This is a genomic window from Vibrio sp. 10N.261.51.F11 (assembly GCF_041471665.1).
Classification (GTDB): domain Bacteria; phylum Pseudomonadota; class Gammaproteobacteria; order Enterobacterales; family Vibrionaceae; genus Vibrio; species Vibrio crassostreae_C.
The window spans coordinates 42,495-65,557 of sequence record NZ_JBFROW010000061.1; the positions used below are offsets into that span (position 1 = coordinate 42,495).

23 protein-coding genes are annotated in these 23,063 nt (G+C 44.4%); 15 read left to right on the forward strand and 8 right to left on the reverse strand.

Going from position 1 to position 23,063, the window contains the following annotated elements:
* The first annotated feature begins 138 nt into the window (after window positions 1-138).
* The 4 genes from AB4351_RS17915 (at window position 139) to csdE (ending at window position 3,195) form a co-directional block, all read left to right on the forward strand.
* Entirely contained in the window at window positions 139-612 is a 474-nt protein-coding gene (locus AB4351_RS17915) for a DUF2850 domain-containing protein (RefSeq protein WP_017064193.1), read from the forward strand.
* Between the two features lie 81 nt (window positions 613-693).
* Window positions 694-1,806 (forward strand): murein transglycosylase A, encoded by a 1,113-nt coding sequence (gene mltA / locus AB4351_RS17920; protein ID WP_017064192.1) that lies wholly within the window; start codon window positions 694-696, stop codon window positions 1,804-1,806.
* A 113-nt stretch (window positions 1,807-1,919) separates the two neighbouring features.
* Window positions 1,920-2,729: a tRNA cyclic N6-threonylcarbamoyladenosine(37) synthase TcdA gene (tcdA, locus tag AB4351_RS17925; protein ID WP_017065783.1), complete on the forward strand. Its 810-nt coding sequence runs from the start codon at window positions 1,920-1,922 to the stop codon at window positions 2,727-2,729.
* Between the two features lie 37 nt (window positions 2,730-2,766).
* A complete protein-coding gene (csdE, locus tag AB4351_RS17930; protein ID WP_372126772.1) occupies window positions 2,767-3,195 on the forward strand; it encodes a cysteine desulfurase sulfur acceptor subunit CsdE in 429 nt (142 codons plus the stop codon).
* Between the two features lie 69 nt (window positions 3,196-3,264).
* On the opposite strand, the gene csdA is transcribed toward csdE, so the two are convergent.
* From csdA to AB4351_RS17945, 3 genes are all read right to left on the reverse strand, one after another.
* Window positions 3,265-4,476 (reverse strand): cysteine desulfurase CsdA, encoded by a 1,212-nt coding sequence (gene csdA, locus AB4351_RS17935; protein ID WP_372126774.1) that lies wholly within the window; start codon window positions 4,474-4,476, stop codon window positions 3,265-3,267.
* Between the two features lie 59 nt (window positions 4,477-4,535).
* Complete coding sequence (gene panE, locus AB4351_RS17940; RefSeq protein ID WP_372082522.1) at window positions 4,536-5,456, reverse strand: 2-dehydropantoate 2-reductase; 921 nt, start codon at window positions 5,454-5,456, stop codon at window positions 4,536-4,538.
* Between the two features lie 109 nt (window positions 5,457-5,565).
* Window positions 5,566-6,450: an outer membrane protein OmpK gene (locus AB4351_RS17945; RefSeq protein ID WP_372082524.1), complete on the reverse strand. Its 885-nt coding sequence runs from the start codon at window positions 6,448-6,450 to the stop codon at window positions 5,566-5,568.
* A 513-nt stretch (window positions 6,451-6,963) separates the two neighbouring features.
* Between AB4351_RS17945 and AB4351_RS17950 the strand changes: the two genes are divergently transcribed.
* Entirely contained in the window at window positions 6,964-8,310 is a 1,347-nt protein-coding gene (locus tag AB4351_RS17950; protein ID WP_372082520.1) for a DUF4397 domain-containing protein, read from the forward strand.
* A 76-nt stretch (window positions 8,311-8,386) separates the two neighbouring features.
* Here the strand turns inward: AB4351_RS17950 and AB4351_RS17955 are convergent, their stop codons facing one another.
* The 4 genes from AB4351_RS17955 to AB4351_RS17970 all read right to left on the reverse strand — a co-directional run bounded on the left by AB4351_RS17955 (window position 8,387) and on the right by AB4351_RS17970 (window position 12,134).
* On the reverse strand, window positions 8,387-9,745 hold the full coding sequence (locus AB4351_RS17955; protein ID WP_372084247.1) for an AmpG family muropeptide MFS transporter: 1,359 nt from the start codon (window positions 9,743-9,745) through the stop codon (window positions 8,387-8,389).
* A 53-nt stretch (window positions 9,746-9,798) separates the two neighbouring features.
* Window positions 9,799-10,347, reverse strand: a complete 549-nt coding sequence (locus tag AB4351_RS17960) for a peptidylprolyl isomerase (protein ID WP_372084249.1) — start codon at window positions 10,345-10,347, stop codon at window positions 9,799-9,801.
* Entirely contained in the window at window positions 10,347-10,916 is a 570-nt protein-coding gene (locus AB4351_RS17965) for a YajG family lipoprotein (protein ID WP_017059907.1), read from the reverse strand. Before AB4351_RS17965 ends, AB4351_RS17960 begins: the two co-directional genes overlap by 1 nt.
* Window positions 10,917-10,982: 66 nt before the next feature.
* The gene (locus AB4351_RS17970) at window positions 10,983-12,134 is read right to left on the reverse strand and encodes a methyltransferase (protein ID WP_017068516.1); all 1,152 of its coding nucleotides are present in this window, start codon (window positions 12,132-12,134) and stop codon (window positions 10,983-10,985) included.
* 174 nt (window positions 12,135-12,308) lie between these two features.
* Between AB4351_RS17970 and bolA the strand changes: the two genes are divergently transcribed.
* From bolA to nqrM, 9 genes are all read left to right on the forward strand, one after another.
* Window positions 12,309-12,617 carry a transcriptional regulator BolA gene (gene bolA, locus AB4351_RS17975; RefSeq protein WP_004737616.1) on the forward strand — a complete coding sequence of 103 codons (309 nt, stop codon included), beginning with the start codon at window positions 12,309-12,311 and terminating at the stop codon, window positions 12,615-12,617.
* Window positions 12,618-13,138: 521 nt separating this feature from the next.
* A complete protein-coding gene (locus AB4351_RS17980) occupies window positions 13,139-14,479 on the forward strand; it encodes a Na(+)-translocating NADH-quinone reductase subunit A (RefSeq protein ID WP_017080319.1) in 1,341 nt (446 codons plus the stop codon).
* A 5-nt stretch (window positions 14,480-14,484) separates the two neighbouring features.
* A complete protein-coding gene (locus tag AB4351_RS17985) occupies window positions 14,485-15,729 on the forward strand; it encodes an NADH:ubiquinone reductase (Na(+)-transporting) subunit B (RefSeq protein WP_010439046.1) in 1,245 nt (414 codons plus the stop codon).
* Window positions 15,719-16,486, forward strand: a complete 768-nt coding sequence (locus AB4351_RS17990) for a Na(+)-translocating NADH-quinone reductase subunit C (protein ID WP_017059911.1) — start codon at window positions 15,719-15,721, stop codon at window positions 16,484-16,486. Before AB4351_RS17985 ends, AB4351_RS17990 begins: the two co-directional genes overlap by 11 nt.
* A complete protein-coding gene (locus tag AB4351_RS17995) occupies window positions 16,486-17,118 on the forward strand; it encodes an NADH:ubiquinone reductase (Na(+)-transporting) subunit D (protein ID WP_008223083.1) in 633 nt (210 codons plus the stop codon). The genes AB4351_RS17990 and AB4351_RS17995 overlap by 1 nt, the downstream gene beginning before the upstream one ends.
* Window positions 17,119-17,125: 7 nt before the next feature.
* On the forward strand, window positions 17,126-17,722 hold the full coding sequence (gene nqrE / locus AB4351_RS18000) for an NADH:ubiquinone reductase (Na(+)-transporting) subunit E (protein ID WP_009848375.1): 597 nt from the start codon (window positions 17,126-17,128) through the stop codon (window positions 17,720-17,722).
* A 29-nt stretch (window positions 17,723-17,751) separates the two neighbouring features.
* Entirely contained in the window at window positions 17,752-18,978 is a 1,227-nt protein-coding gene (nqrF, locus tag AB4351_RS18005; protein ID WP_017059912.1) for an NADH:ubiquinone reductase (Na(+)-transporting) subunit F, read from the forward strand.
* A 174-nt stretch (window positions 18,979-19,152) separates the two neighbouring features.
* Window positions 19,153-20,157, forward strand: coding sequence for an FAD:protein FMN transferase (locus AB4351_RS18010; RefSeq protein WP_372126776.1), 1,005 nt, complete (start codon window positions 19,153-19,155; stop codon window positions 20,155-20,157).
* Between the two features lie 16 nt (window positions 20,158-20,173).
* A complete protein-coding gene (nqrM, locus tag AB4351_RS18015) occupies window positions 20,174-20,428 on the forward strand; it encodes a (Na+)-NQR maturation NqrM (RefSeq protein ID WP_009848378.1) in 255 nt (84 codons plus the stop codon).
* Window positions 20,429-20,563: 135 nt separating this feature from the next.
* Here the strand turns inward: nqrM and AB4351_RS18020 are convergent, their stop codons facing one another.
* Window positions 20,564-21,802, reverse strand: a complete 1,239-nt coding sequence (locus tag AB4351_RS18020; RefSeq protein WP_102333772.1) for a response regulator — start codon at window positions 21,800-21,802, stop codon at window positions 20,564-20,566.
* A 162-nt stretch (window positions 21,803-21,964) separates the two neighbouring features.
* Here AB4351_RS18020 and dinB point away from each other — a divergent pair, with 162 nt between their 5' ends.
* Window positions 21,965-23,041, forward strand: coding sequence for a DNA polymerase IV (gene dinB, locus AB4351_RS18025; protein WP_372126778.1), 1,077 nt, complete (start codon window positions 21,965-21,967; stop codon window positions 23,039-23,041).
* Window positions 23,042-23,063: the final 22 nt, after the last annotated feature.

A 23,063-nucleotide genomic window follows, 5' to 3' on the forward strand; every position in this document is an offset into this window, starting at 1 on the left:
TATTCGATAATTTAGCATTTAAATTCAAATGTAAACAACACCTTTTTGGAATAAAGCGCAAACTATTCTTATCTAGGCTTCAATATATAAACTGTCTCAGTGTAGAATGCGCATAGCATCCTTATGAGTAGTCACCGAATGCAACAAGCTCCAGCAACAAAGAACAAAATCGATGAGATAACCAAAGGTCTCTACAGCGAAGCTGATCAGCGCAATCAATCTAAGTTGAAGCGTAAGATCATTGAACGTTGTTTAATGGTTCTAGCCTTAGTGGGTTCGTTTGCGGTGGTTTCTTTGTTCGGCGATGTGCTTTCCCGAGTGCAAAATGCGGCGACGCCCGACAATCTGATATACGGCACTTGGATAGAGCAAGATGTTGCACATTATGCGACCGATGAGTTTGTTCTGAATGCTAATGGTGTGTCAGTTCGTGGGTCTGTTGTTTCGACGAGCTTTGACTTTGATGGAAACTACTTTGAATACAAGGCGGGTGATAAAACCTATCGCTTCCGCATGACCAATTCTGACAATACAGAAATGGTGCTCGATTCTGACAGTCACTACAATCCCATCTTCCGCCTTAAGGGCCATATCGATAACTCCGTCCGATAGGTTATCTTCTTGTAAACTCTTACAATCTAAGATTGTGTTATCTGACTGTTTTTGTCATCCTCGATGCATAGAATTTTTAGGATGACTCTTGTGATTAAAAAATGGCTTCCCCTTGTCGCTGCCTCTTTGTTATTTGGCTGTGCTCAACCCACTGATCTTGCTCAGCAACACCTTGATGACGAATTTCCTCGCACCTTGAATAAGGTCGATCAGGTTGAATCCAATAAACCAAGAGACTACACCGCATTTGCAGAACAAGCTGAGATGGTGGTTTCTAAATCCCCTTCGATGGCTAAAATCTATGAGCCGCTTTATCAACAACTCAATGAGTGGGCGATGCTGAGTGGAGATCCAAGCGAGCTAGCGAATTTTGGCGTTCAAACCGCTCAACTAGGTGGTGGTGATAAACAAGGCAATGTTTTGTTCACGGGCTACTTTTCTCCTGTGATGGAGCTGCGCCACGAAGCGAATGAAGAATATCGTTACCCTGTTTACGGGCTTCCTGAGTGTGGTAAAGAGTGTCCAACACGCCAAGAGATTTACAACGGCGCACTAGAAGGTCAGGGCCTTGAGTTAGGTTACTCAGCAAACCGTATCGACCCATTTATGATGGAAGTACAGGGCAGTGGATTTGTACACTTCGGTGATGATGACACGCTGCAGTATTTCGCCTACGCGGGTAAGAACAATAAAGCTTATGTGAGCATTGGCCGTGTTCTGATTGAACGAGGCTTAGTTCCACGCGAAAAAATGTCGCTAAAAGCAATCAAAGAGTGGGTATTGGCAAACGATCCTGAAGTGGTCAAAGAGCTGCTTGAGCAAAACCCATCTTTCGTGTTTTTTGAAGCGAGAGACGACCTATCTGTGATGGGTAGCGCGGGCATTCCTCTATTACCTATGGCGGCGGTTGCGGGCGATCGCTCTATCTTGCCTATGGGGACGCCGATTCTTGCTGAGGTTCCACTACTGAATGCTGATGGTACTTGGAGCGGCGCTCATCAACTAAGACTGCTATTGGTTTTGGATACGGGCGGCGCGGTTAAGCAAAACCATTTGGACCTTTACCACGGCATGGGCCCTCGAGCGGGTACAGAAGCGGGCCATTACAAGCATTTTGGTCGTGTGTGGAAGCTCGGTTTAGATGGCAGCGCAACTGAAGCGCCTTGGGCTTTGCCTCCTGAAAAGGTTGAGTAAGCTACAATAAAATAGGGCATTGAAAGCGAATCGCTAATCCCCTAGACTTTTTATTCAAGAGTGCGTATAAAACGCACTCTTTTCTTTTTCTCAGAAATAAATTGGCGGCAACAATGCGTGAATTGACCACTCCAGCTTCAGAAAACTATGACCAACGATTTGGTGGCACCCGTCGCCTATATGGCAATAGTGAAGTCGACATACTTAGAGCAGCACACGTGTGTGTGATCGGTATTGGCGGTGTAGGTTCATGGGCGGTTGAAGCGCTTGCTCGTACTGGTTTAGGTGAGCTGACTTTGATCGATATGGATGATGTGTGTGTGACCAACATCAACCGTCAGATCCACGCAATGTCGGGTAACGTTGGTAAAAGCAAAATTGAAGTGATGGCAGAGCGCGTTAAGCTGATTAACCCTGAGTGTAAAGTTAACTTGGTTGACGACTTCATCGGCCCAGACAATCAGGCTGAATACCTATCGAAAGAGTTCGACTTTGTGTTAGATGCGATTGATAGCATGAAAGCTAAGGCTTCACTGTTGGCATATTGTCGTAGCAACAAAATTAAGGTGATCACCACTGGTGGTGCGGGTGGTCAAATCGATCCGACTCAAATCAAAGTGGCTGATCTGACGAAGACGATTCAAGATCCGCTCGCGAAGAAGCTAAAAGATACCCTTCGTCGTCATCATAATTTCCCTAAGAATCCAGCACGTAAGTTTGGTATCGATTGTGTGTTCTCAACTGAACAGCTGAAATACCCTCAAGCTGACGGCAGTGTCTGTGCTGCGAAAGCGACAGCAGAAGGTCCAAAACGTATGGATTGTGCGACGGGTTTTGGTGCGGCAACAGTTGTAACGGCGACGTTTGGTTTTGTAGCTGTTTCGCGTATCGTTGAAAAGCTGATTCAAAAGCACGCTAAGTAACGTCTTTTACTCAATTAACAATCGACTGGATATTAAAATGACCACATTCCCAAGCTCTCCATTCGGCACTGAAATTACCAGTGATGATATCGTCGCGAAGATGCAGACATTCAGCGGCTGGGAAGACCGTTATCGCCAAGTGATTCAATGGGGTAAGAAACTGCCAACGATGCCTGATGAACTGAAAAGTGAGCAGGTGATTGTCTCTGGCTGTGAAAGCCAAGTGTGGTTGGTTTCTCAAAATATCGACGGTGTTTGGCACTTTTATGCTGATTCTGATGCTCGTATTGTGCGCGGTCTGATTGCATTAGTGATGGCTGCGTATGATGGAAAAACATCAGAGCAGGTTCAAGCGTTCGATATTGATGGTTACTTTGAACAAATCGGTCTAATTACCCACCTTAGCCCATCTCGCGGTAATGGATTAAAAGCGATTGTTGCTCAAATCCAAGAGCTAAGTGCTTAATATCTCCTTGATACACAGAAGCAAAAAGGGTTGACGTTAAACGCCAACCCTAAGTAATTTCGCTACTCCCTAAAGCATATCAACGGCTTTTTCTATTGCCGCGATGAGTTTTTCAACATCCTCCATGGTGTTGTAAATACCAAATGAAATTCGAACCGTTCCTTTCACATTAAGTGCATCCATTAATGGGTGAGCACAATGATGTCCTGCACGTACTGCGATACCTTGCTGATCCAGTAGAGTCGCTATATCTTGATGGTGAACACCATCCATCACAAAAGTAATCACACTTGCGTTAGGTTGATACCCTAAAATCTGAATGTCATCCAGTTTACTGAGCGCAAGATAAGTCTCGTGTTGTAGTTGGTGGATATGATTTTCGACATCTTGTTGTACAAAACCACTTAACCATTCTATTGCGGTGCTTAATGCTATGGCCCCTGCCACATTTGGCGTGCCCGCTTCGAATTTGCCAGGCAGTTCTGAAAAAGTAGTGCCAGAGAAAGAGACGCGCTCGACCATTTTGCCACCGCCATGCCAAGGTGGCATCGCTTTGAGCAATTCAAGCTTGCCGTAAAGCACACCGATACCCGCAGGGGCATAGAGCTTGTGACCTGAGAAAACGTAGAAATCTGCACCTAAAGCAGCAACATCAACTGACTCATGAACGATGCCTTGCGCACCATCGACCACAACAATCGCATTCATCTTGTGTGCTTTTTCTATGACGGCTTCAATCGGCTGACGAGAACCCGTCACGTTGGTTATCTGAGCTAATGCAACAATCTTGGTTCGTTCATTTAAAAGCGTATCAAACGCGACTAGGTCAAATTCACAATCCGATGTCATCGGTACTTTAACGACTTTAGCCCCGGTTTGTTCTGCCACAATTTGCCAAGGCACGATGTTGGCGTGATGCTCCATTTCGCTGACTAAGATCTCATCGCCGGGCTTAAGGGTGCTTCTGGCGTAGGTTTGAGCGATAAGATTAAGCGCTTCGGTAGCACCGCGAGTCCAGATGATCTCTTTTGAAGACGAAGCACCAATAAACTGGGCGACCTTGTCTCTAGCGGCTTCAAATTGACTGGTAGCATGGGCAGTTAAGCTATGGCTACCACGGTGCACATTGGCATTCTGCTTCGAGTAATATTGGCTAATGGCATCAATAACCACCTGAGGCTTCTGTGTCGTCGCCGCGCTGTCTAAGTAAATCAACGGTTGTTGATTGATGGTTTGGGATAGCGCAGGAAACTGCTCTCGGATGTGATTGATATCAAACATCTGTTCTTACCTAAATCTTGAAAGTGGGTGCTAGCATTATGCTGAGCGGTCTTGTTATTTTATCGCGACTTGTTAAGCGTTGCTGACGAATATTCATGATCCCAGCGCTTTTCTTGCTCTTTGACTTGAGCAAACAGCTTTTGGTTAACAGGAACCTTTATGCCGTGCTTAAGTGCTGTCTTGATTAGATGGCCGCTAATGAAGTCGACCTCTGTCTTACGCTGATAAAACATATCTTGCTGCATTGAAGAGTAGTTCTCTGCCGTCGCTAGGATGACGCGTTTGACGCTTGCTGCTAATTCATCGAATGAACAGGCGATCCCTTCTGCTTGCATCACTTCTGTCAGTTCTTGAACTATCGAACGCAACACCCCCTCAAATTGGTGATCAGCAAGTTCGCCATTCTTAATCTGCTTGAGCCCAGTGAGTGGATTTATGGCACAGTTAATCGCGAGCTTAGTCCAAAGCGCAGTTTTTATTTCAGGGTTCCAGCTTACCTCTGGCAGGGCATGGTTGAGGACATCAACTAAAAACGTGCATTGCTGACCGACTTGGTTAAAAGCACCCAATTGGGTGTGGCCTAACCCTGTATGAGATACATGATTACGGCTGGGTTTGAATGCGGCTTGAGTCGTGGTCGCCAATACAACGGGGTAACCATCGACTTGAGTAGCAATATTATCGACCGCGCCCATTCCATTGTGCATGAACATTAGAATGGTGTCTGGGTCGAGATGTTGGAGGAGCGGAGTGGTTGCGGTTTCGACTTGCCAAGCCTTGACGGTGAAGATAACCAGATCACTCGCGGCTAATCGTTCGATATTGTTGTTACTGATAGGGAGAGAGGGTTGTCCATCAAGTGATAGCTCAATGGAGTGGTCGGAAGAACGGCTCCACAAAGAGACATTATGACCAGCTTGAAGCAGTTTTATTGCCCATAAAGAGCCGATAGCACCAGGCCCTACAATCGTGATATTCACAGCAATACCGAGATAAGAAAATGATGCTGCAAGGATAACGAGGCCATAAATGAAAGCAATAAAAAATGGCACCGAGGGTGCCATTTAGGAAATTTTGTCAGAGGTTCGATTAGAACTTGTACGTCGCTGCAAAGTAGTGAGCTGCGCCAGACGTAGAGAAGCGACCATTTTCAGGAGCTGCATTATCGAAATAAGCTCCGTCTTGTAGGCCATAAACATTGCTGTAAAGTTTTAGACCATAACCTACTGCGTAGTTCTTGTAGTGCCAGTAAATACCATTGTACATTGCACCGCCGTGACCTGATAGGTTATCAGCAGTATCGTCCATACCGAATTCGTAATCTAGGTAGCCTTGGTATGAGATGAAAGAACCGTTTTCAAAGTTAATAAATGGTTTAAACCAGTTAGTCGAGATCTGGTAACCATTCCACTCATGCGATGTTAGTTCGTGGCGTGCATATAGGTTGAATTGCATTTTGCCAAACCAAGGCACCATGATGTCAGAACCGATACCCCATTTAGTTGTATAGCCATTATCACCACCATCAATGATGTTTTCGCTGGCAATGTAGAGCTCTTGTAGCGGACCAAAAGATAAATCAACACCTGTCGCTGCATCCAGTGACATACGTGGGTTAAACTTCATAAACAGACGGTCAGCACCATCTTTAGCGCTCGTTGAGTTATTTGTTGGGTTAAATAGATCAACGTAGCCATAAAGATCGAAAATTCCAGAACGACCGCCAAATTCCATTTCTAGGTAAGTGTGGTCGATATCTCCTGGCTTTTCATCAAGCACATGCATGATATTAAACTGCATCCATGAATAGTCGTTACTACGAACACCCTCTGAATAATCAGCTGCGATTGCAGGAGCTGAAGTTGCAGCAAGTAGACCAAGAGTTAAAAGTGATTTACGCATAATGGAACTCTCTATGTTTAAAATAAGTGACCCGCTAATCCGTGCGTGTTTGTGTGTCCGAATGCCGAGCATCATAGCGATTTTGTTCTCAAATAAAAGTGAGACAGAGTGAAAATTGCAATTATTAAAGTGAGATCGATCACACTAATGATCTAAATGATGGAACTTTACGGTGGCAATGCATCCTGATGCACCTCTAATTCTATTGATTTTGTGAAATTCGATTATTTTGTGGATAAATAGGTGGAATACTGCGCTAAGCAAACGATTCTACTAATTAGAGTGATATGCATATCAAAATCAACAGTATTCTTTTCTAAGCGTTTTCTCTTAAAAAATGACTCATTCAAACCACCTCTTAACCTCGTCTTTGATCTATTTTTGACCAACAGCGTAGTGGAGTTGGAATCAATTGATGGACAACTCATGTGATGACTGCCTAGGGATTTGAACCTAGCTACTTTTTGAATCACGGAGAATTAAAGACAGTTCACTGCACTAGATTTTGAAATACTTTTTAAAGATTAGTTATTGGACTAATCATTTGTGTGACGAACTGGTCTAACTTTTTTGGAGAGAAGACCGATGAAATATTCACCTATACTCGCTGTAGCGATATCAGCCCTTTTCATTGTTGGGTGTGATGATGACGACGAACCAACAACTCAACTGCAAGCTGTACATGCATCGCCAGATGCTCCGTTGGCTAATGTGTTAGTCAATAGTCAGGCTCGTTGGAGCGGTGTCGATTATGCTCAAGCATCCGGATATGCCTCAGTAGATCAAGGACAGACAACCCTGCAAGTCGATGTCCGCCTCCCAGGTGACGCAGTAGCGACTGTGATTCCGCCAAGCCAATTCGATTTGAGCGGTGATCTAGATTACACCGTAATGGTGGTCGGCGATGCTGATGGTTCGAATAACCCGGTTGAGGCTTTAGTTGTTACAAGGCCTGCTGAGGGAACGGCAACGAGTTCAAGCTTAGATGTGCAAGTTGTTCACGCGGCAACAGGGGTTGGGGATGTGAACTTATACGTAACGGCACCGAATGATCCATTGGGCGCTCCGCTTGGCACTCTCGGTTATAAAGACTTTACTGACGTACTCAATATTCCAGCAGGGCAATACCGAGTGAGATTAGAAACCGTGAGCGGTAGTGCTATTGCTTTTGACTCTGGAGAAATCACTCTTTCTGGCGGTAGCGAGCTAACGATTGCGGCGGTGCCAAGAGCTGATTCAAACAGTGCATCTCCGGTGAAGTTGATGGTGATGGATGGTCAGGGTTCATCTTTAATCTACGATATGGCAGAAAAGGCAGAAGTGAGAGTGGGGCATTTGGTTGATGGTGCGCCGGATGTCGACCCATTTGTCAACGGTTCTGCATTTGCTCCACTTGCTGATTTAATGTTTAAAGAGATCCGTGGATTCTTAGATTTAGCAGCAGGGACTTATGATATTGACATCTTTGCCGATGGCACAACGACCAATGCATTGATTGATGCTGACGGGGTGGCTGTATTTGCCGGAATGGATTACAGCATTTATGCCGTGGGTACGGTAAGTCCACTCAATTTGGAAGCACTCGTTGTTCCTGAAAGTCGACGCCCAGTTGCAACCAGTGCGGTGTTAAATATTACTCATGCGGCGGCAAACCCAGTCGCAGCATCTGTTGATATCTACTTGACTGAGAACGTGGGAATCTCTGGTAGCACTCCGGCACTAAGTGATGTGAAGTTCAAAGATTACGCGAATGGTATTTATGTTGCAGCGGGATCTTACTACGTGACAATTACTGTCGCAGGAGACCCAACTACTGTTGCCATTGACTCTGCGCCTGCAACTTTGGCTGACGGTGTTGTTTATCAAGTCGTCGCGATTGATGATTCGATGGGAACAGGCTTTAACTTAATCGTAAGTGATACAACAGATTAGCGTTTAAGTCTCTGCTGGCAGAAAGTAAAAGAGGGTAGCACTGGGCTACCCTCTTCTCTTTTGTTTTCTTTTACTCTTATTCGTGGTTGTTTTTGGCTTTTTCTAATAAATCAGTGAAAAAGTGGCGTAACGAGTAGAGCATGATCAAACTTGGAATCACCATTAATGACGTTAGTATAAAGAAGGTTGACCAATCATTGAGGAAGTCGACCAGCTCACCGCTAAATGAAGCCAGAGTTGTACGACCGAAATTTCCCAATGATGCTAGCAAGGCGTATTGCGTTGCCGAGAAAGCTTGCCCAGTTAATAGCGTTAAGAAAGAGACAAATGCGACGGTCGAAAAGGCAGTCGTGAAATTATCGACAATAATCGTTGCCAAGAATAAGTTTTCATTGGGTCCTACTTGAGCAATCCATGCAAACATTAGGTTGCTGGCTGCCATGGCTACGCCGCCAATCATTAGCCCACGTACAATACCAAATTTCACATTGAAGACACTGCCAAGCAAGGTGAAGAATATGGTTGCACCCCAACCAATTAATTTGGAGTAGTGGCCGATTTGTTCATTGCTAAAGCCGATCTCTTTATAGAAGGGAATCGACATTCTGCCTAAGAAGGCCTCACCTATCTTAAACAGGAATACGAACAGCAGTAGGGTGATGGCAACTTGAACTCCGTTTCGTTTGAAGAAGTCATAAAACGGTTCTAACACGGTAACACTGAACCAAGCCACGACTTTCGAACCGACAACCTTATTGTGGCGTTGCTGAGCCTGTTCTTGCAGGGCTTCGCGTTGTGTATTTGGCTCTCCGACAAAAAGAGTAAACAGCATTAGTACGATAACGACGCCTGCCATTCCGTAATACACGCCATTCCAACCGATTGAGTCTGCGTTAATAAAGGCAAGGTAGCCTGGTAGAGAATACCCCGTCCACCAACCAATTACGGCCATTGCAGAAGCTTGCGGCAGTTTTGATGCTTCGGATTTTGGGAAGGTATCAATACGAAATGCATCAATCGCGATGTCTTGCGTGGCTGAGGCAATGGCAATAGCGAGCGCCAACATTGAAGTAAACGCCAAGTTCTCTGCGGGATTGACGCCTGCGATGAATAAGGTACCGATTAAAACAATGGATTGGCAGAAAAAGATCCAACTGCGTCGCTGGCCGAGTATTGCGTGAAGCACCGGCAGTTTTACTCGGTCTACCAATGGTGCCCATAGAAAGTTAATCGCATACACGGCAAACACACTGCCAAAGTAGCCGATGGCAGCACGCGTTAAACCTGCATCTTTTAGCCAACCAGACATATTGGATCCAATAAGAACCCATGGGAAGCCACTCGAACAGCCGAGCATAAACACCCAAAGTAGGCGTTTATCTAGGTAGCTGCGGAAAGTCTGCATCCAAGAAAGAGAGGGAGTGCCTGATGACATAGGGCGTCCTTGTGTAGAAAAACGCCCTTAAGAAATAAGGGCGTTAGATTGGATTACTTAAGAATGGTCACTTTAGTGATGACGATTGGGTCAACTGGTATGTCTGACATGCGGCCCATTCGCTTGGTTGGAATCGTTGCCATCTTTTGAACAACATCAAAACCTTCAGTTACTTTGCCGAATACAGCGTAGCCTGGGTTGCTACCTTTTGCGTTCAAGAAGTCATTATCAGAGAAGTTAATGAAGAACTGACGAGTTGCAGAATCTGGCGCATTAGTACGAGCCATCGCGATTGTTGCTGTATCGTTCTTCAAGCCATTGCTGCCTTCATTCTTGATAGGAGCGTAAGTTGCTTGTTGATTCATCTCTTGATCGAAGCCGCCACCTTGAGCCATAAAGCCAGGAATAACACGGTGGAAGATAGTGCCTTCGTAGCTGCCGTCAGCAACGTATTTTAGGAAGTTCTCCGCACTAACCGGTGCTTGTTCTTGGTTAAGCTCAATAGTGAAGTCGCCTAATGTTGTTTCCACGTTTACTTTAGGACCAGCCCAAACGCTCACGCTCACTAGCATTAATGCGATAGAAGATAAAATACGACCCATTAGAAACGTTCCTTCATGTAAGTTTGTAGCTCTTGGTCGTTAGCGATCTCAGTAAGAACCAAGTTGATCACGTCATTAAGAACCATAGAGATGTCGTCGTTAGATGCACTCAATGCACCAGTGCGTGTTGCAGTGCCGTTGAATGTTTTAACTAGTTTGCCTTCAGGCGTTTCAGCGGTAACTTCAAGCGTTACTTTACCGTCCATTTTGTTTTCCATAATGGTGTGCTCTACGGTAACGAGTGCTTCTTGAATCTCTAAAACAATCGAGTTTTCACTGTTTACGCTCGCACGAAAACCTTGAGACTCTAACTGCTGTGCAACAGCATTTTCTAGAGAAATACGCATGTTTTGCTTAGCGTGAATTGGCTGAATGTTTGAACGGCCACTATCAACCAATGCAACATATTGAGCGGCACGAACATCTTTACTGGTTAGTGTGTATGTTTTGCCTTGTACAAGGTTGCTTGAGCTTAGTGAAGCTTCTGGCATTACATTGATCTGTTCTTGCTGAGGGGCTGAACATGCTGTCAAAGCCATAATAGAAGCAGCCAAAATCAGTTTTTTCATTCCTTTATCCTTTCTAAATTCACACCAGAAGCTCGGTATCTTAAATTCTTGTGAAGCCGTTTCTGCTTATTTATTAAAATTCGCAGGTTCTCTTGTTGCTTGTAATATCTCAAATTTTTGGTTTAGTTCAAGCGTTTCAACGTTAGCTTCACCAAATAGTCTTGCTAGTTTGACATCGTATCCGAGGTGTCGGTTGCCAATAACAATTAATTTGCCTCCATTGCTTAGAACATGCTTTGCATCACAGAACATTTGCCACGCAATGTGATCCGTAATCGCTTGTTGCTGATGGAATGGAGGATTACACATCACTAAGTAGGTGCTGTTTTTCTTGAAGCCATCTAAACAGTTGTTGGCGATGAACTGGAAGTTGCCTTCTTCACCAAGGTTATCTTTGACGTTTTGGCGCGCCGATTCCACCGCCATAAAGCTTTCATCCACACAGGTGATACGGGCTTGTGGGTTCAATTGCCCTGCTTTTACACTCAATACACCGTTGCCACAACCAAGATCGATGATATGACGTAGCTCAGGATCTTGAGGGATGTGCTCTAGCATATAGCGAGCGCCTTGATCGAGTGCTTCCCCTGAGTAAACATTTGGTAAATTTTTCAGGCGGATATCTTCACCGTCTACATCCCATTCAACAAAAGGCTCTACCGTTTGAATTGGTTGGCAGTTTGGAGATGAGAAGACTAAGCGGTGTTTTTTCTTCGCTAGTGATGTTTTGGTTTCGCCTAGGTATTTTTCGAACAGGTTAAGCGTAGAGGTGTGAATCTCTTTTACCTTGTTGACGCCGATCACTTGGCAGCCTTCAGGCAATGCTTGGCGTAGCTGACTCAATTGCCAGATTAGGTGACGATTTGTTTTTGGCAGCTGCATGATCACAAGATCGATACCGTGTGGGATATCATCCATCGTGTTCAAGAAGTTCACTCGGTTACTTTGATTGCGCTGCAAGTTTTTCAGGGCACCACGGTGAGAGATAAATGAGTCGCTCATCATAGTGACATCATGATCTTTCGAGAACCAAGCGGATAGGGCACCGAAGCTGTCGTTCATGATCAGGATGTGTTTGCCAGGTTCGAGGTTCATCTCTTCAACATGACTGATCAGGTATTCGTCGCCCGCATCCCAAGCTTGAAGGGTTTCATTTGAACGTTTCGGGAAACGATGTAAGGTTAAAGTTCTATCGTGAAGGGTAAGTTCGGTTTTCATTGCTTGAGATACTTATGTAAGAAATAACAAAGATATTGTCTCAAATGCGGCCTGAACAAGATAGATAAAACTCAACCAAACCTATGCCATTCGCTATTAAATACTCGGACACTCGACCTATTAGGGTTTATACTCACCCCACGGATAATGCCAATACGTTATAAAGGAATCACAATGATCCAAGAAGTTATCGAAACAAAATTGCACAATGAGTTTTCACCAAGTCATTTAAACGTGATCAATGAGAGCTATATGCACAATGTTCCGGCCGGTTCTGAGAGTCATTTTAAAGTGATTGTTGTCAGCGATGCGTTTGAAGGTTTACGCCTTATTGCTCGTCATCGAGCGGTAAATAAAGCTCTTTCAGAAGAGCTTGCGAACAATATTCACGCACTGTCCATTCACACTTATACAAAAGATGAATGGTTGAAGCAGCTAGATAACGTGCCAGATAGCCCAATGTGTATGGGCGGTGGGAAATAGTAGAGTAATCGAATATAGAAGAGGTGGCGATGCCACCTTTTTTGTTGCCAAATACATCTGTTTTTCGTTGTTATATCACTCAAACTGATGGTAAATCGAGCGGTTGAAAATACCCACAACGAGTAGTGTTTTTATTAACAGTGTTTCAACATAACTCGAAAAATATGAGTTTGTGACAGAGTATTAACCTCTTGTTTAAAACACGATTCAAAAGCCATTTTATCTGTGCGGCTCGTCAAATTTATACATATTTCAGAGTCCATATGCTTCAAATCTCACCAAATATAGGCCGTATTCAAGTTATTGGTCATGGCATCAAGTTGTCAAAAAATGCTAGAATACGGCACCTGATAAATCTCACATAATCTTTGTGGTGAATTTATTAATGTAATGTTGCGATTTTGGTATCTCAAATTTACCAAAACCGGACACTGTAATGTCGTGTCTAAGGGCGATTTTAAAACGTCCTGAATTTACGCAATTAAAAGAATCTTTTTCCCGATAAAGTAGTGCAAGTGCGTATGATTACAATAAAGAAGGGTTTGGATCTTCCTATCGCAGGAACTCCATCCCAGGTGATTAATGATGGTAAGTCCATCACTAAAGTCGCCTTGCTTGGCGAAGAGTACGTTGGTATGCGTCCTACGATGCATGCTCGCGTTGGTGATGAAGTGAAGAAAGGCCAAGTTCTTTTTGCAGATAAAAAGAACCCAGGTGTTGTATTTACTTCTCCAGCAAGCGGTAAAGTTATTGAAGTGAACCGTGGTGCTAAGCGTGTTCTTCAATCAGTAGTGATTGAAGTAGCAGGCAATGAGCAAATCACGTTCAATAGCTATGAAGCTAACCAACTAGTAGGCCTTGACCGTGAAACGGTTAAAGCTCAGTTAGTTGAGTCTGGCGCATGGACCGCTTTGCGAACTCGTCCGTTCAGCAAGGTTCCAGCAGTTGATTCTGAAACTCAGGCTATTTTCGTTACTGCTATGGATACTAATCCGCTAGCAGCTGAGCCAGAATTAATCATTAACGAGCAGTCTGATGCTTTCGTTGCTGGTTTAGATCTTCTTTCAACTCTGACTAACGGTAAAGTGTACGTTTGTAAAAAAGGTACTAGCTTACCTCGTTCAGCTCAGTCTAACGTTGAAGAACATGTTTTTGATGGCCCACACCCTGCAGGTCTTGCAGGCACGCATATGCATTACCTATACCCGGTAAATGCACAAAATGTAGCGTGGAGCATTAACTACCAAGACGTTATCGCATTCGGTAAGTTGTTCCTTACTGGTGAGATTTACTCTGAGCGTGTTGTTTCTCTGGCTGGTCCAGTAGTTAATAACCCACGCCTAGTTCGTACTCAAATTGGTGCTAGCCTTGAAGAGTTGACGGACAGCGAGTTGATGCCAGGTGAAGTTCGCCTGATCTCAGGTTCAGTATTATCTGGTGTTCACGCTTCAGGTCCACATGCTTACCTTGGCCGTTACCATCAACAGGTTTCGGTTCTTCGTGAAGGTCGTGATAAAGAGCTATTTGGCTGGGCTATGCCTGGTAAGAACAAGTTCTCTGTTACTCGTTCATTCCTTGGTCACGTGTTTAAAGGTCAGTTGTTCAACATGACAACGACAACAAACGGTAGTGATCGCTCTATGGTTCCAATTGGTAACTACGAGAAAGTAATGCCATTAGATATGGAGCCTACTTTGCTGCTTCGCGATCTATGTGCTGGCGACGTTGATAGTGCACAAGCACTTGGTGCGCTAGAGCTAGATGAAGAAGATTTAGCACTGTGTACCTTTGTATGTCCTGGTAAGTACGAGTACGGTCAGTTACTTCGTGAATGCCTAGATACAATTGTGAAGGAAGGGTAATTTTCATGGGCCTTAAAAAGTTTATTGAAGACATCGAGCATCATTTTGAACCAGGTGGTAAACACGAAACGTGGTTTGCGCTTTACGAAGCTGCAGCAACACTTTTCTACACACCAGGTACAGTTACAAAGAAAAGCTCGCATGTCCGTGATAGCGTTGACTTAAAACGTATCATGATCATGGTTTGGCTTGCGGTATTCCCAGCAATGTTCTGGGGTATGTACAACGCAGGTGGTCAAGCTATTGCAGCACTAAACCACATGTATTCAGGTGCAGAACTAGTTTCTATCATTGATGGTAACTGGCACTACTGGCTAACCGAAATGCTTGGAGCCTCCTTAGGAGCCGATGCAGGTTGGGGCAGTAAGATGCTCTTGGGTGCGACTTACTTCTTACCTATCTACGCGACGGTCTTTATCGTTGGTGGTTTCTGGGAAGTACTGTTCTGTATGGTGCGTAAGCACGAAGTTAACGAAGGTTTCTTTGTTACTTCTATCTTGTTCGCGCTTATTGTTCCGCCAACACTTCCTCTATGGCAAGCTGCACTAGGTATTACCTTCGGTGTTGTTGTTGCTAAAGAGATTTTTGGTGGTACGGGTCGTAACTTCCTAAACCCTGCACTTGCTGGCCGTGCGTTCCTATTCTTTGCATACCCTGCTCAGATTTCTGGTGACGTAGTTTGGACTGCAGCTGATGGTTTCTCTGGTGCAACAGCGCTTAGCCAATGGGCTCAAGGCGGTGGTAGCGCGCTAATGAACACGGTATCTGGTGAGACGATCACTTGGATGGACGCATTCATTGGTAACATTCCAGGTTCTATCGGTGAAGTATCAACGCTTGCACTTATGATCGGTGCTGCAATGATCGTATACATGGGCATTGCTTCATGGCGCATCATTGCTGGTGTTATGATCGGTATGATTGCTGTATCAACATTGTTTAATGTGATCGGTTCTGACACTAACGCAATGTTCAGCATGCCTTGGCACTGGCACCTAGTTCTAGGTGGCTTCGCATTTGGTATGTTCTTCATGGCAACAGACCCTGTATCAGCGTCATTTACCAATGGTGGTAAGTGGTGGTACGGCATCCTAATCGGCGCAATGTGTGTAATGATTCGTGTAGTTAACCCTGCATACCCAGAAGGCATGATGCTTGCGATTCTATTCGCAAACCTATTTGCTCCTCTGTTTGACCACGTTGTAATCGAGAAGAACATTAAGCGGAGACTAGCGCGCTATGGCAAGTAATAACGATAGCATTAAAAAGACGCTGTTTGTTGTTATCGCATTGAGCCTAGTGTGCTCAATCATCGTTTCAACAGCTGCAGTTGTTCTTAAACCTAAGCAACAAGCTAACGCGGTTCTAGATCAGCAAACTAAGATCCTTGAAGTTGCGGGCATTGAACTTGCGGGTAATATCCCTGAACTGTACGCAGAGAACATTGAACCTCGTCTAGTTGATTTCGCTACTGGCGATTTCGTTGACGGCGATGCTGCTGCATACGACCAACGTAAAGCGGCAAAAGATCCAGCTCAGTCAATCAAGCTTTCAGCTGAAGATGACATCGCTAAGATCCTTCGTCGTGCTAACACGGGTACTGTATACCTTGTGAAAGATGGCGCTGAAACTTCTAAAGTTATCATCCCTGTTCACGGTAACGGTCTATGGTCAATGATGTACGCATTCGTTGCGGTAGAAACTGATGGCAACACAGTTTCTGGTATCACTTACTACGAGCAAGGTGAAACTCCTGGACTTGGTGGTGAAGTTGAGAACCCATCTTGGCGCGCTCAATTCGTTGGTAAGAAATTATTCGACGAAAACCACAAACCTGCTATTCAGGTTGTTAAAGGTGGCGCTCCTCAAGGTTCTGAGCACGGTGTAGATGGCCTTTCTGGTGCAACACTGACTAGCGTTGGTGTTCAACATACATTTGACTTCTGGTTAGGTGATATGGGCTTTGGTCCGTTCCTAGCAAAAGTTCGTGACGGAGGTCTGAACTAATGTCTAGTGCAAAAGAAATTAAAAAGAGCATCTTAGCGCCGGTGTTGGACAACAACCCAATCGCGCTACAGGTTCTTGGTGTGTGTTCTGCTCTTGCGGTAACCACTAAGCTAGAAACAGCATTTGTTATGACTATCGCGGTAATGTTCGTTACTGCTCTGTCTAACTTCTTCGTTTCTTTGATCCGTAACCACATTCCTAACAGTGTGCGTATCATCGTTCAGATGGCAATTATCGCATCACTAGTAATCGTGGTAGACCAAGTGCTTAAAGCATACCTATACGATATCTCTAAGCAGCTATCTGTATTCGTAGGCCTAATCATTACTAACTGTATTGTAATGGGTCGTGCTGAAGCATTCGCAATGAAGTCTGCGCCAATCCCATCTCTAATCGATGGTCTTGGTAACGGTCTTGGTTACGGTTTCGTTCTTATCACTGTTGGTTTCTTCCGTGAGCTTCTAGGCTCTGGCAAACTATTTGGTATGGAAGTACTACCTCTAGTGAGCAACGGTGGTTGGTATCAGCCAAACGGCTTGATGCTTCTAGCACCTTCTGCATTCTTCCTAATTGGTTTCTTGATTTGGGCAATTCGTGTGTTCAAACCAGAACAAGTAGAAGCGAAGGGGTAAGGTAGTCATGGAACATTATATTAGTCTGCTAGTTAAATCGATTTTCATCGAAAACATGGCGCTTTCTTTCTTCCTAGGTATGTGTACATTCCTAGCGGTATCTAAGAAAGTTAAAACTTCTTTTGGTCTTGGTGTTGCGGTAGTTGTAGTACTTACAATCGCTGTTCCTGTAAACAACCTTGTTTACACACACATCCTGAAAGAAAACGCGCTTGTTGAAGGTGTCGATTTAAGTTTCCTTAACTTCATCGCATTCATCGGTGTTATCGCGGCACTTGTACAAATCCTAGAGATGGTTCTAGACCGTTTCTTCCCACCTTTGTACAACGCACTAGGTATCTTCCTTCCACTGATCACAGTTAACTGTGCAATCTTTGGTGGTGTATCTTTCATGGTAACTCGTGACTACAACTTTGCTGAATCTGTTGTTTACGGCTTCGGTTCTGGTGTGGGTTGGATGTTAGCTATCGTTGCTCTTGCGGGTATCCGTGAGAAGATGAAGTACTCTGACGTACCTCCAGGTCTTCGTGGCCTTGGTATCACGTTCATTACTGTTGGTCTGATGGCGTTAGGCTTTATGTCTTTCTCTGGTGTTCAACTGTAGGGTAAGCACCCAGTAATAAGGAATAACAAATGTTTAGTATTATTCTTGGCGTAGCGATGTTTACCATTATTGTACTGGCTCTAGTACTAGTGATTCTTTTCGCTAAGTCTAAGTTAGTACCATCAGGTGACATCACTATTTCAGTAAACGGCGACCCTGAAAAGGCGATCGTTACTCAACCTGGTAGCAAGCTACTTGGTGCCCTGGCTGGCGCTGGTATCTTCGTATCTTCTGCTTGTGGTGGCGGTGGCTCTTGTGGTCAGTGTCGTGTAAAAGTTAAGTCTGGTGGTGGCGACATCTTACCTACTGAACTTGATCACATCACAAAAGGTGAAGCTCGCGAAGGCGAACGTCTTGCATGTCAAGTTGCTATGAAAACTGACATGGAGATTGAACTAGACGAAGATATCTTTGGTGTTAAAAAGTGGGAATGTACTGTTATCTCGAATAACAACGAAGCTACTTTCATCAAAGAACTTGCGCTAGCAATCCCTGAAGGTGAAGAAGTACCGTTCCGCGCGGGTGGTTACATTCAGATTGAAGCTGAACCACATCACGTGAAATACGCAGATTACGATATTCCTGAGGAATACCGTGGTGACTGGGATAAGTTCAACCTATTCCGTTACGAGTCTATCGTTAAAGAACATTCAATCCGTGCTTACTCAATGGCTTCATACCCAGAAGAGAAAGGCATCATCAAGTTGAACGTTCGTATCGCGACTCCGCCGCCAAACAACCCTGATGTTGCTCCTGGTGTGATGTCTTCATACATCTGGTCTCTTAAAGAAGGCGACAAGTGTACTATTTCTGGTCCATTTGGTGAGTTCTTTGCTAAAGACACAGACAATGAAATGGTATTCATCGGTGGTGGTGCAGGTATGGCGCCTATGCGTTCTCATATCTTCGACCAACTTAAGCGTCTTAAGTCTACTCGTAAGATGTCTTACTGGTATGGCGCACGTTCTAAGCGTGAGATGTTCTACATTGAAGATTTCGATGGCCTAGCGGCTGCAAACGAAAACTTCGTGTGGCACTGTGCACTGTCTGATCCTCAACCAGAGGACAACTGGGACGGTTACACTGGTTTCATCCACAATGTACTGTACGAAAACTACCTGAAGGATCACGAAGCTCCTGAAGATTGTGAGTACTACATGTGTGGTCCACCGATGATGAACGCTGCTGTTATCGGCATGCTGAAAGATCTTGGTGTAGAAGATGAAAACATCCTACTAGATGACTTCGGTGGTTAATCCACTTAAGTGATTGATATTATGGCTGACTCCTACGAGTCAGCCATTTGTTTTTCTAAGACAGCTTTTGACAACATACTGGCTTATATAAGAAAGAGTAAGGCATTCAAAATACCTATTTTTTACTCTTATTTTTCCTTATATAAATCCTCAACATTAGACAGGAGTAAGCAAGTGAGAATTTGGCTTGTTGCATTAACTTCTTTGATTTTTCTTGCGGGCTGTGAGCAGTCAAGAGAGCAAGTGCATTTGAGTGGCCCAACGATGGGCACGAGTTACAATATTAAATACATCAATGGTGATGAATTTCCTGAGTCTAATGAAGTTCATACAGAGATCGATCGTCTACTTGAAGAAGTAAACGACCAGATGTCGACTTACCGTGAAGATTCCGAATTAAGCCGTTTCAACCAGCATAAAGGTGCGGATGCGTTCGAAGTATCTGAGCAAACAGCGACGGTTGTGAAAGAAGCGATTCGTTTGAACGGTCTTACTGAAGGAGCTCTGGATGTAACGGTTGGTCCGTTAGTTAACTTATGGGGTTTTGGTCCTGAAGCTCGTCCTGAAGTTGTGCCATCAGATGAAGAGCTGGCGGCTCGCAAGGCTAAGGTTGGTATTCATCATCTTAGCGTTGAAGGCAACATGTTGAAGAAAGACCTACCTAACCTGTATGTCGATCTATCCACGATTGCAAAAGGTTGGGGTGTTGACGTCGTCGCTGACTACCTTGATTCTATCGGTATTCACAACTACATGGTTGAAGTCGGTGGCGAAATTCGTCTGAAAGGTTTAAACCGTGAGAACGTGGGCTGGCGTATCGCGATTGAGAAACCAAGCGTTGATGAGCGTAATATCCAAGAGATCATCGAGCCGGGTGATATGGCTATCGCAACCTCTGGTGATTACCGTAACTATTTTGAACGTGATGGTGTTCGTTACTCACACATCATCAACCCTGAAACAGGAAAGCCTCTTCACCATAAAGTGGTTTCTGTGACTGTTTTAAACCCGTCTTCAATGACTGCAGACGGCTTATCTACGGGCCTTATGGTCTTAGGTGAGGAAAAAGGAATGGAAGTCGCAAACCAACATAACATCCCAGTGTTCATGGTGGTAAAAACAGCAGATGGCTTTAAAGAAATTGCTTCTGAAGCATTTAAGCCATACTTAGGTAAATAAGGTAAGCGAGATAATTATGAATACATTTCTGATTACATTTGGTGTTTTTCTTGCAGTAATCGCAGCGATGTCAATTGGCTACATTATCCAAAAGAAAGTTGTGAAAGGTAGCTGTGGCGGTTTGGGTGCTGTTGGTATTGATAAAGTATGTAACTGCCCTGAACCTTGTGACGCGCGTAAGAAGCGTGAAGCACGTGAAGCATACCGTGAAGAGAAGCTGGCTGAGCGTCAACAAAAAGAAGCGGCTTGGAGTAAAGACCGTATCGCTTAATTGGTGACAGTCATAGGGGATAGAGTTATCTATGCCCTCAAATTGAAAAGCTCAAGATTATCGTCTTGAGCTTTTTTAGTTTTGAGGTCTAGCAATTAATCTTGGTATACCAAAAATGGAAACAGAGGCGAATGACTATTGTTCGATTTGCATGCTGTTACGCGCAAACACTAGTTGGTTTCTACCTTGCTCTTTTGCCGTATAAAGAAGCTCATCAGCGGCTTTGATCTGCTCATCTAGCTTCGCGTCTAAATCGGTTACGCCGATACTGATACTGACCTTGATTCTTTGAGAGTCATGCTCAACAACATGGCTTTCAATGGCTTCTCTCATGGACTCTAAGTTGTCAACAAAGCTCTCAAACGAACCACACGACTGAATACAAAATTCTTCGCCACCGAAGCGTACAGCAACATCATCTTTAAAATGGTCTTTGATGATCTTGCCGACTTCCACGAGGACTGCATCACCACCATCGTGACCGTAGGTGTCGTTCACTTTCTTGAAGAAGTCGATATCCATCATGGCTATACTGCGCTGCTCACAACCTTTACATGTTTGATTGAACAGGTAACGACGGTTCCATAAGCCAGTAAGAGCATCCTCGTTGGCATGTCGAAATAGCTCGTTGGCCGCTTCTTTCATATCAAGCAGTTGATGGATACGGCAAAAAAATTCTTCTTGGTTAAAAGGCTTGTAAAGGAAGTCGTTAGCCCCCGCTTTAAGGAATCGAGCTGTCATGGTGCGATCATCGCTGCCTGATAACCCTAGAATAGCCAACTGGTTTCTGTCGTGATCGCGTCGTATCTCACGGATCATCGCTATACCGTCTTTCTTCGGCATATCATGGTCTGTAACAACGAACGTAATATCGGGATCGTTATGAAGGAGCTTTAATGCTTGTTCGCCATCTTCGGCTTGGATAGTTTGGATATATTGGTGTTCTAGAAGTTGAGCTATGTAACGGCGAACGACCGCTGAATCATCGACAACCAATGCTTTGTGATGGCGATTATTCGAAATTCTTTGAACCAGGGGAAGTAGGTAGCTTACTGATGACATACTGTCTTTAAGTATGTAATCGATAACGCCTTTGGCTAGGACTTGCTCTCGCAGTTGATTGTCGAACATCCCGGTCAGGACAATGATTTTCTGTTGATAGCCTAAGACGAGATCAATGATCTCGCCGTCTTGGCCGTCAGGTAAACAGTAGTCGAGGACTGCACACAAGAAATCCGTTTCTTGCTCTAAGATCGCTTTGGCTTCTTCTACAGATTCCGCCAACGCAACTTCATAGCCATCGTTCTTAAATTGTTGGTAAAGATAGTTTCTGAATGCGCGACTATCCTCTACCACTAGTATTTTTTCACTCAAAAGCTATCCCTACTTATAGACTAAATACTCCTAACAATACTATCAGAATAGTGGGCGGCGAATGAAGTGAAACCTGTTGAGCTGGACTCCAGATCATTTTAAATCTGAGAATAATTGATTATACTGTTCATAGATACAGTTGTAAGGTTGAGTTATTTCCAAATGTGCAGTTCGGACCAAAAGAAAGTCAGAAAAATAATCCATGTCGATATGGATTGTTTTTACGCGGCTGTAGAAATGCGTGATAACCCTGCTTACCGAAATCGCCCGTTAGCTGTTGGTGGGCATGAAAAGCAACGCGGCGTTTTGAGCACCTGTAATTATGAAGCCCGCAAGTTTGGTGTTCGCTCTGCAATGCCTACCGGAAAGGCCCTACAGCTTTGTCCTAATCTATTGGTTGTGCCGGGAAGAATGTCGGTCTATGTCGAGATATCTAAAAAGATCCGTGAAATCTTCTCTCGATACACATCAATCATTGAACCACTTTCCTTGGATGAAGCTTTCCTTGATGTCACCGATTCTAAGCGGTGTCACGGTTCAGCAACACTTATTGCCGAGTCTATTCGCCGTGATATTTGGAACGAACTGAACCTGACAGCTTCTGCAGGAATTGCACCGATTAAATTCTTGGCGAAAGTGGCCTCAGATCTGAATAAGCCCAATGGTCAGTTTGTTATCCCTCCACAAGACGTGCAATCAGTGATCGATGAGCTACCACTTGAAAAGATTCCCGGTGTCGGCAAAGTGAGCATAGAAAAGCTGCACCAAGCGGGTTTCTTTACTTGTAAGGATATCAAAGAGTCTGACTATCGAGACCTCCTACTCAAGTTTGGCCGTCAAGGTGCATCACTCTGGAAGCGCAGTCATGGCATTGATGATCGAGAAGTTATCATCGAGCGCGAGCGAAAATCGGTAGGTGTAGAGCGCACCTTTACCCAAAACATTTCAAGCTACGCAGAATGTTGGCAGGTAATCGAAGATAAGCTATTTCCTGAACTCGAGACTCGCTTAGAAAAGGCTAGCCCAAGCAAAGCGATCATCAAGCAGGGCATTAAGCTCAAGTTCGCCGACTTTCAACAAACCACGATTGAACACATCCATGCCTCTCTCGATCGTGAACACTTCAAAGAGCTGCTTAGTGAAATACTGAAAAGACAACAGGGGCGAGAAATACGCCTGCTTGGTTTAAGCGTAATGCTGCAACCTAAAGACCAAATGCGTCAGTTGAGCTTCTTTTAAAGATAATGAGTGAGATGAATAC

Bases quoted from the DNA above. Each gene is read 5' to 3' on its own strand.
- AB4351_RS17980 (WP_017080319.1), top strand. From the start codon at position 13,139: ATGATTACAATAAAGAAGGGTTTGGATCTTCCTATCGCAGGAACTCCA.
- csdE (WP_372126772.1), top strand. From the start codon at position 2,767: ATGACCACATTCCCAAGCTCTCCATTCGGCACTGAAATTACCAGTGAT.
- AB4351_RS17915 (WP_017064193.1), top strand. From the start codon at position 139: ATGCAACAAGCTCCAGCAACAAAGAACAAAATCGATGAGATAACCAAA.
- AB4351_RS17945 (WP_372082524.1), bottom strand. From the start codon at position 6,450: ATGCTCGGCATTCGGACACACAAACACGCACGGATTAGCGGGTCACTT.
- AB4351_RS17995 (WP_008223083.1), top strand. From the start codon at position 16,486: ATGTCTAGTGCAAAAGAAATTAAAAAGAGCATCTTAGCGCCGGTGTTG.
- nqrF (WP_017059912.1), top strand. From the start codon at position 17,752: ATGTTTAGTATTATTCTTGGCGTAGCGATGTTTACCATTATTGTACTG.
- nqrM (WP_009848378.1), top strand. From the start codon at position 20,174: ATGAATACATTTCTGATTACATTTGGTGTTTTTCTTGCAGTAATCGCA.
- AB4351_RS17985 (WP_010439046.1), top strand. From the start codon at position 14,485: ATGGGCCTTAAAAAGTTTATTGAAGACATCGAGCATCATTTTGAACCA.
- AB4351_RS17965 (WP_017059907.1), bottom strand. From the start codon at position 10,916: ATGAAAAAACTGATTTTGGCTGCTTCTATTATGGCTTTGACAGCATGT.
- nqrE (WP_009848375.1), top strand. From the start codon at position 17,126: ATGGAACATTATATTAGTCTGCTAGTTAAATCGATTTTCATCGAAAAC.
- AB4351_RS17970 (WP_017068516.1), bottom strand. From the start codon at position 12,134: ATGAAAACCGAACTTACCCTTCACGATAGAACTTTAACCTTACATCGT.
- AB4351_RS17990 (WP_017059911.1), top strand. From the start codon at position 15,719: ATGGCAAGTAATAACGATAGCATTAAAAAGACGCTGTTTGTTGTTATC.
- dinB (WP_372126778.1), top strand. From the start codon at position 21,965: ATGTGCAGTTCGGACCAAAAGAAAGTCAGAAAAATAATCCATGTCGAT.
- AB4351_RS17955 (WP_372084247.1), bottom strand. From the start codon at position 9,745: ATGTCATCAGGCACTCCCTCTCTTTCTTGGATGCAGACTTTCCGCAGC.
- AB4351_RS17950 (WP_372082520.1), top strand. From the start codon at position 6,964: ATGAAATATTCACCTATACTCGCTGTAGCGATATCAGCCCTTTTCATT.
- mltA (WP_017064192.1), top strand. From the start codon at position 694: ATGACTCTTGTGATTAAAAAATGGCTTCCCCTTGTCGCTGCCTCTTTG.
- bolA (WP_004737616.1), top strand. From the start codon at position 12,309: ATGATCCAAGAAGTTATCGAAACAAAATTGCACAATGAGTTTTCACCA.
- csdA (WP_372126774.1), bottom strand. From the start codon at position 4,476: ATGTTTGATATCAATCACATCCGAGAGCAGTTTCCTGCGCTATCCCAA.
- AB4351_RS17960 (WP_372084249.1), bottom strand. From the start codon at position 10,347: ATGGGTCGTATTTTATCTTCTATCGCATTAATGCTAGTGAGCGTGAGC.
- tcdA (WP_017065783.1), top strand. From the start codon at position 1,920: ATGCGTGAATTGACCACTCCAGCTTCAGAAAACTATGACCAACGATTT.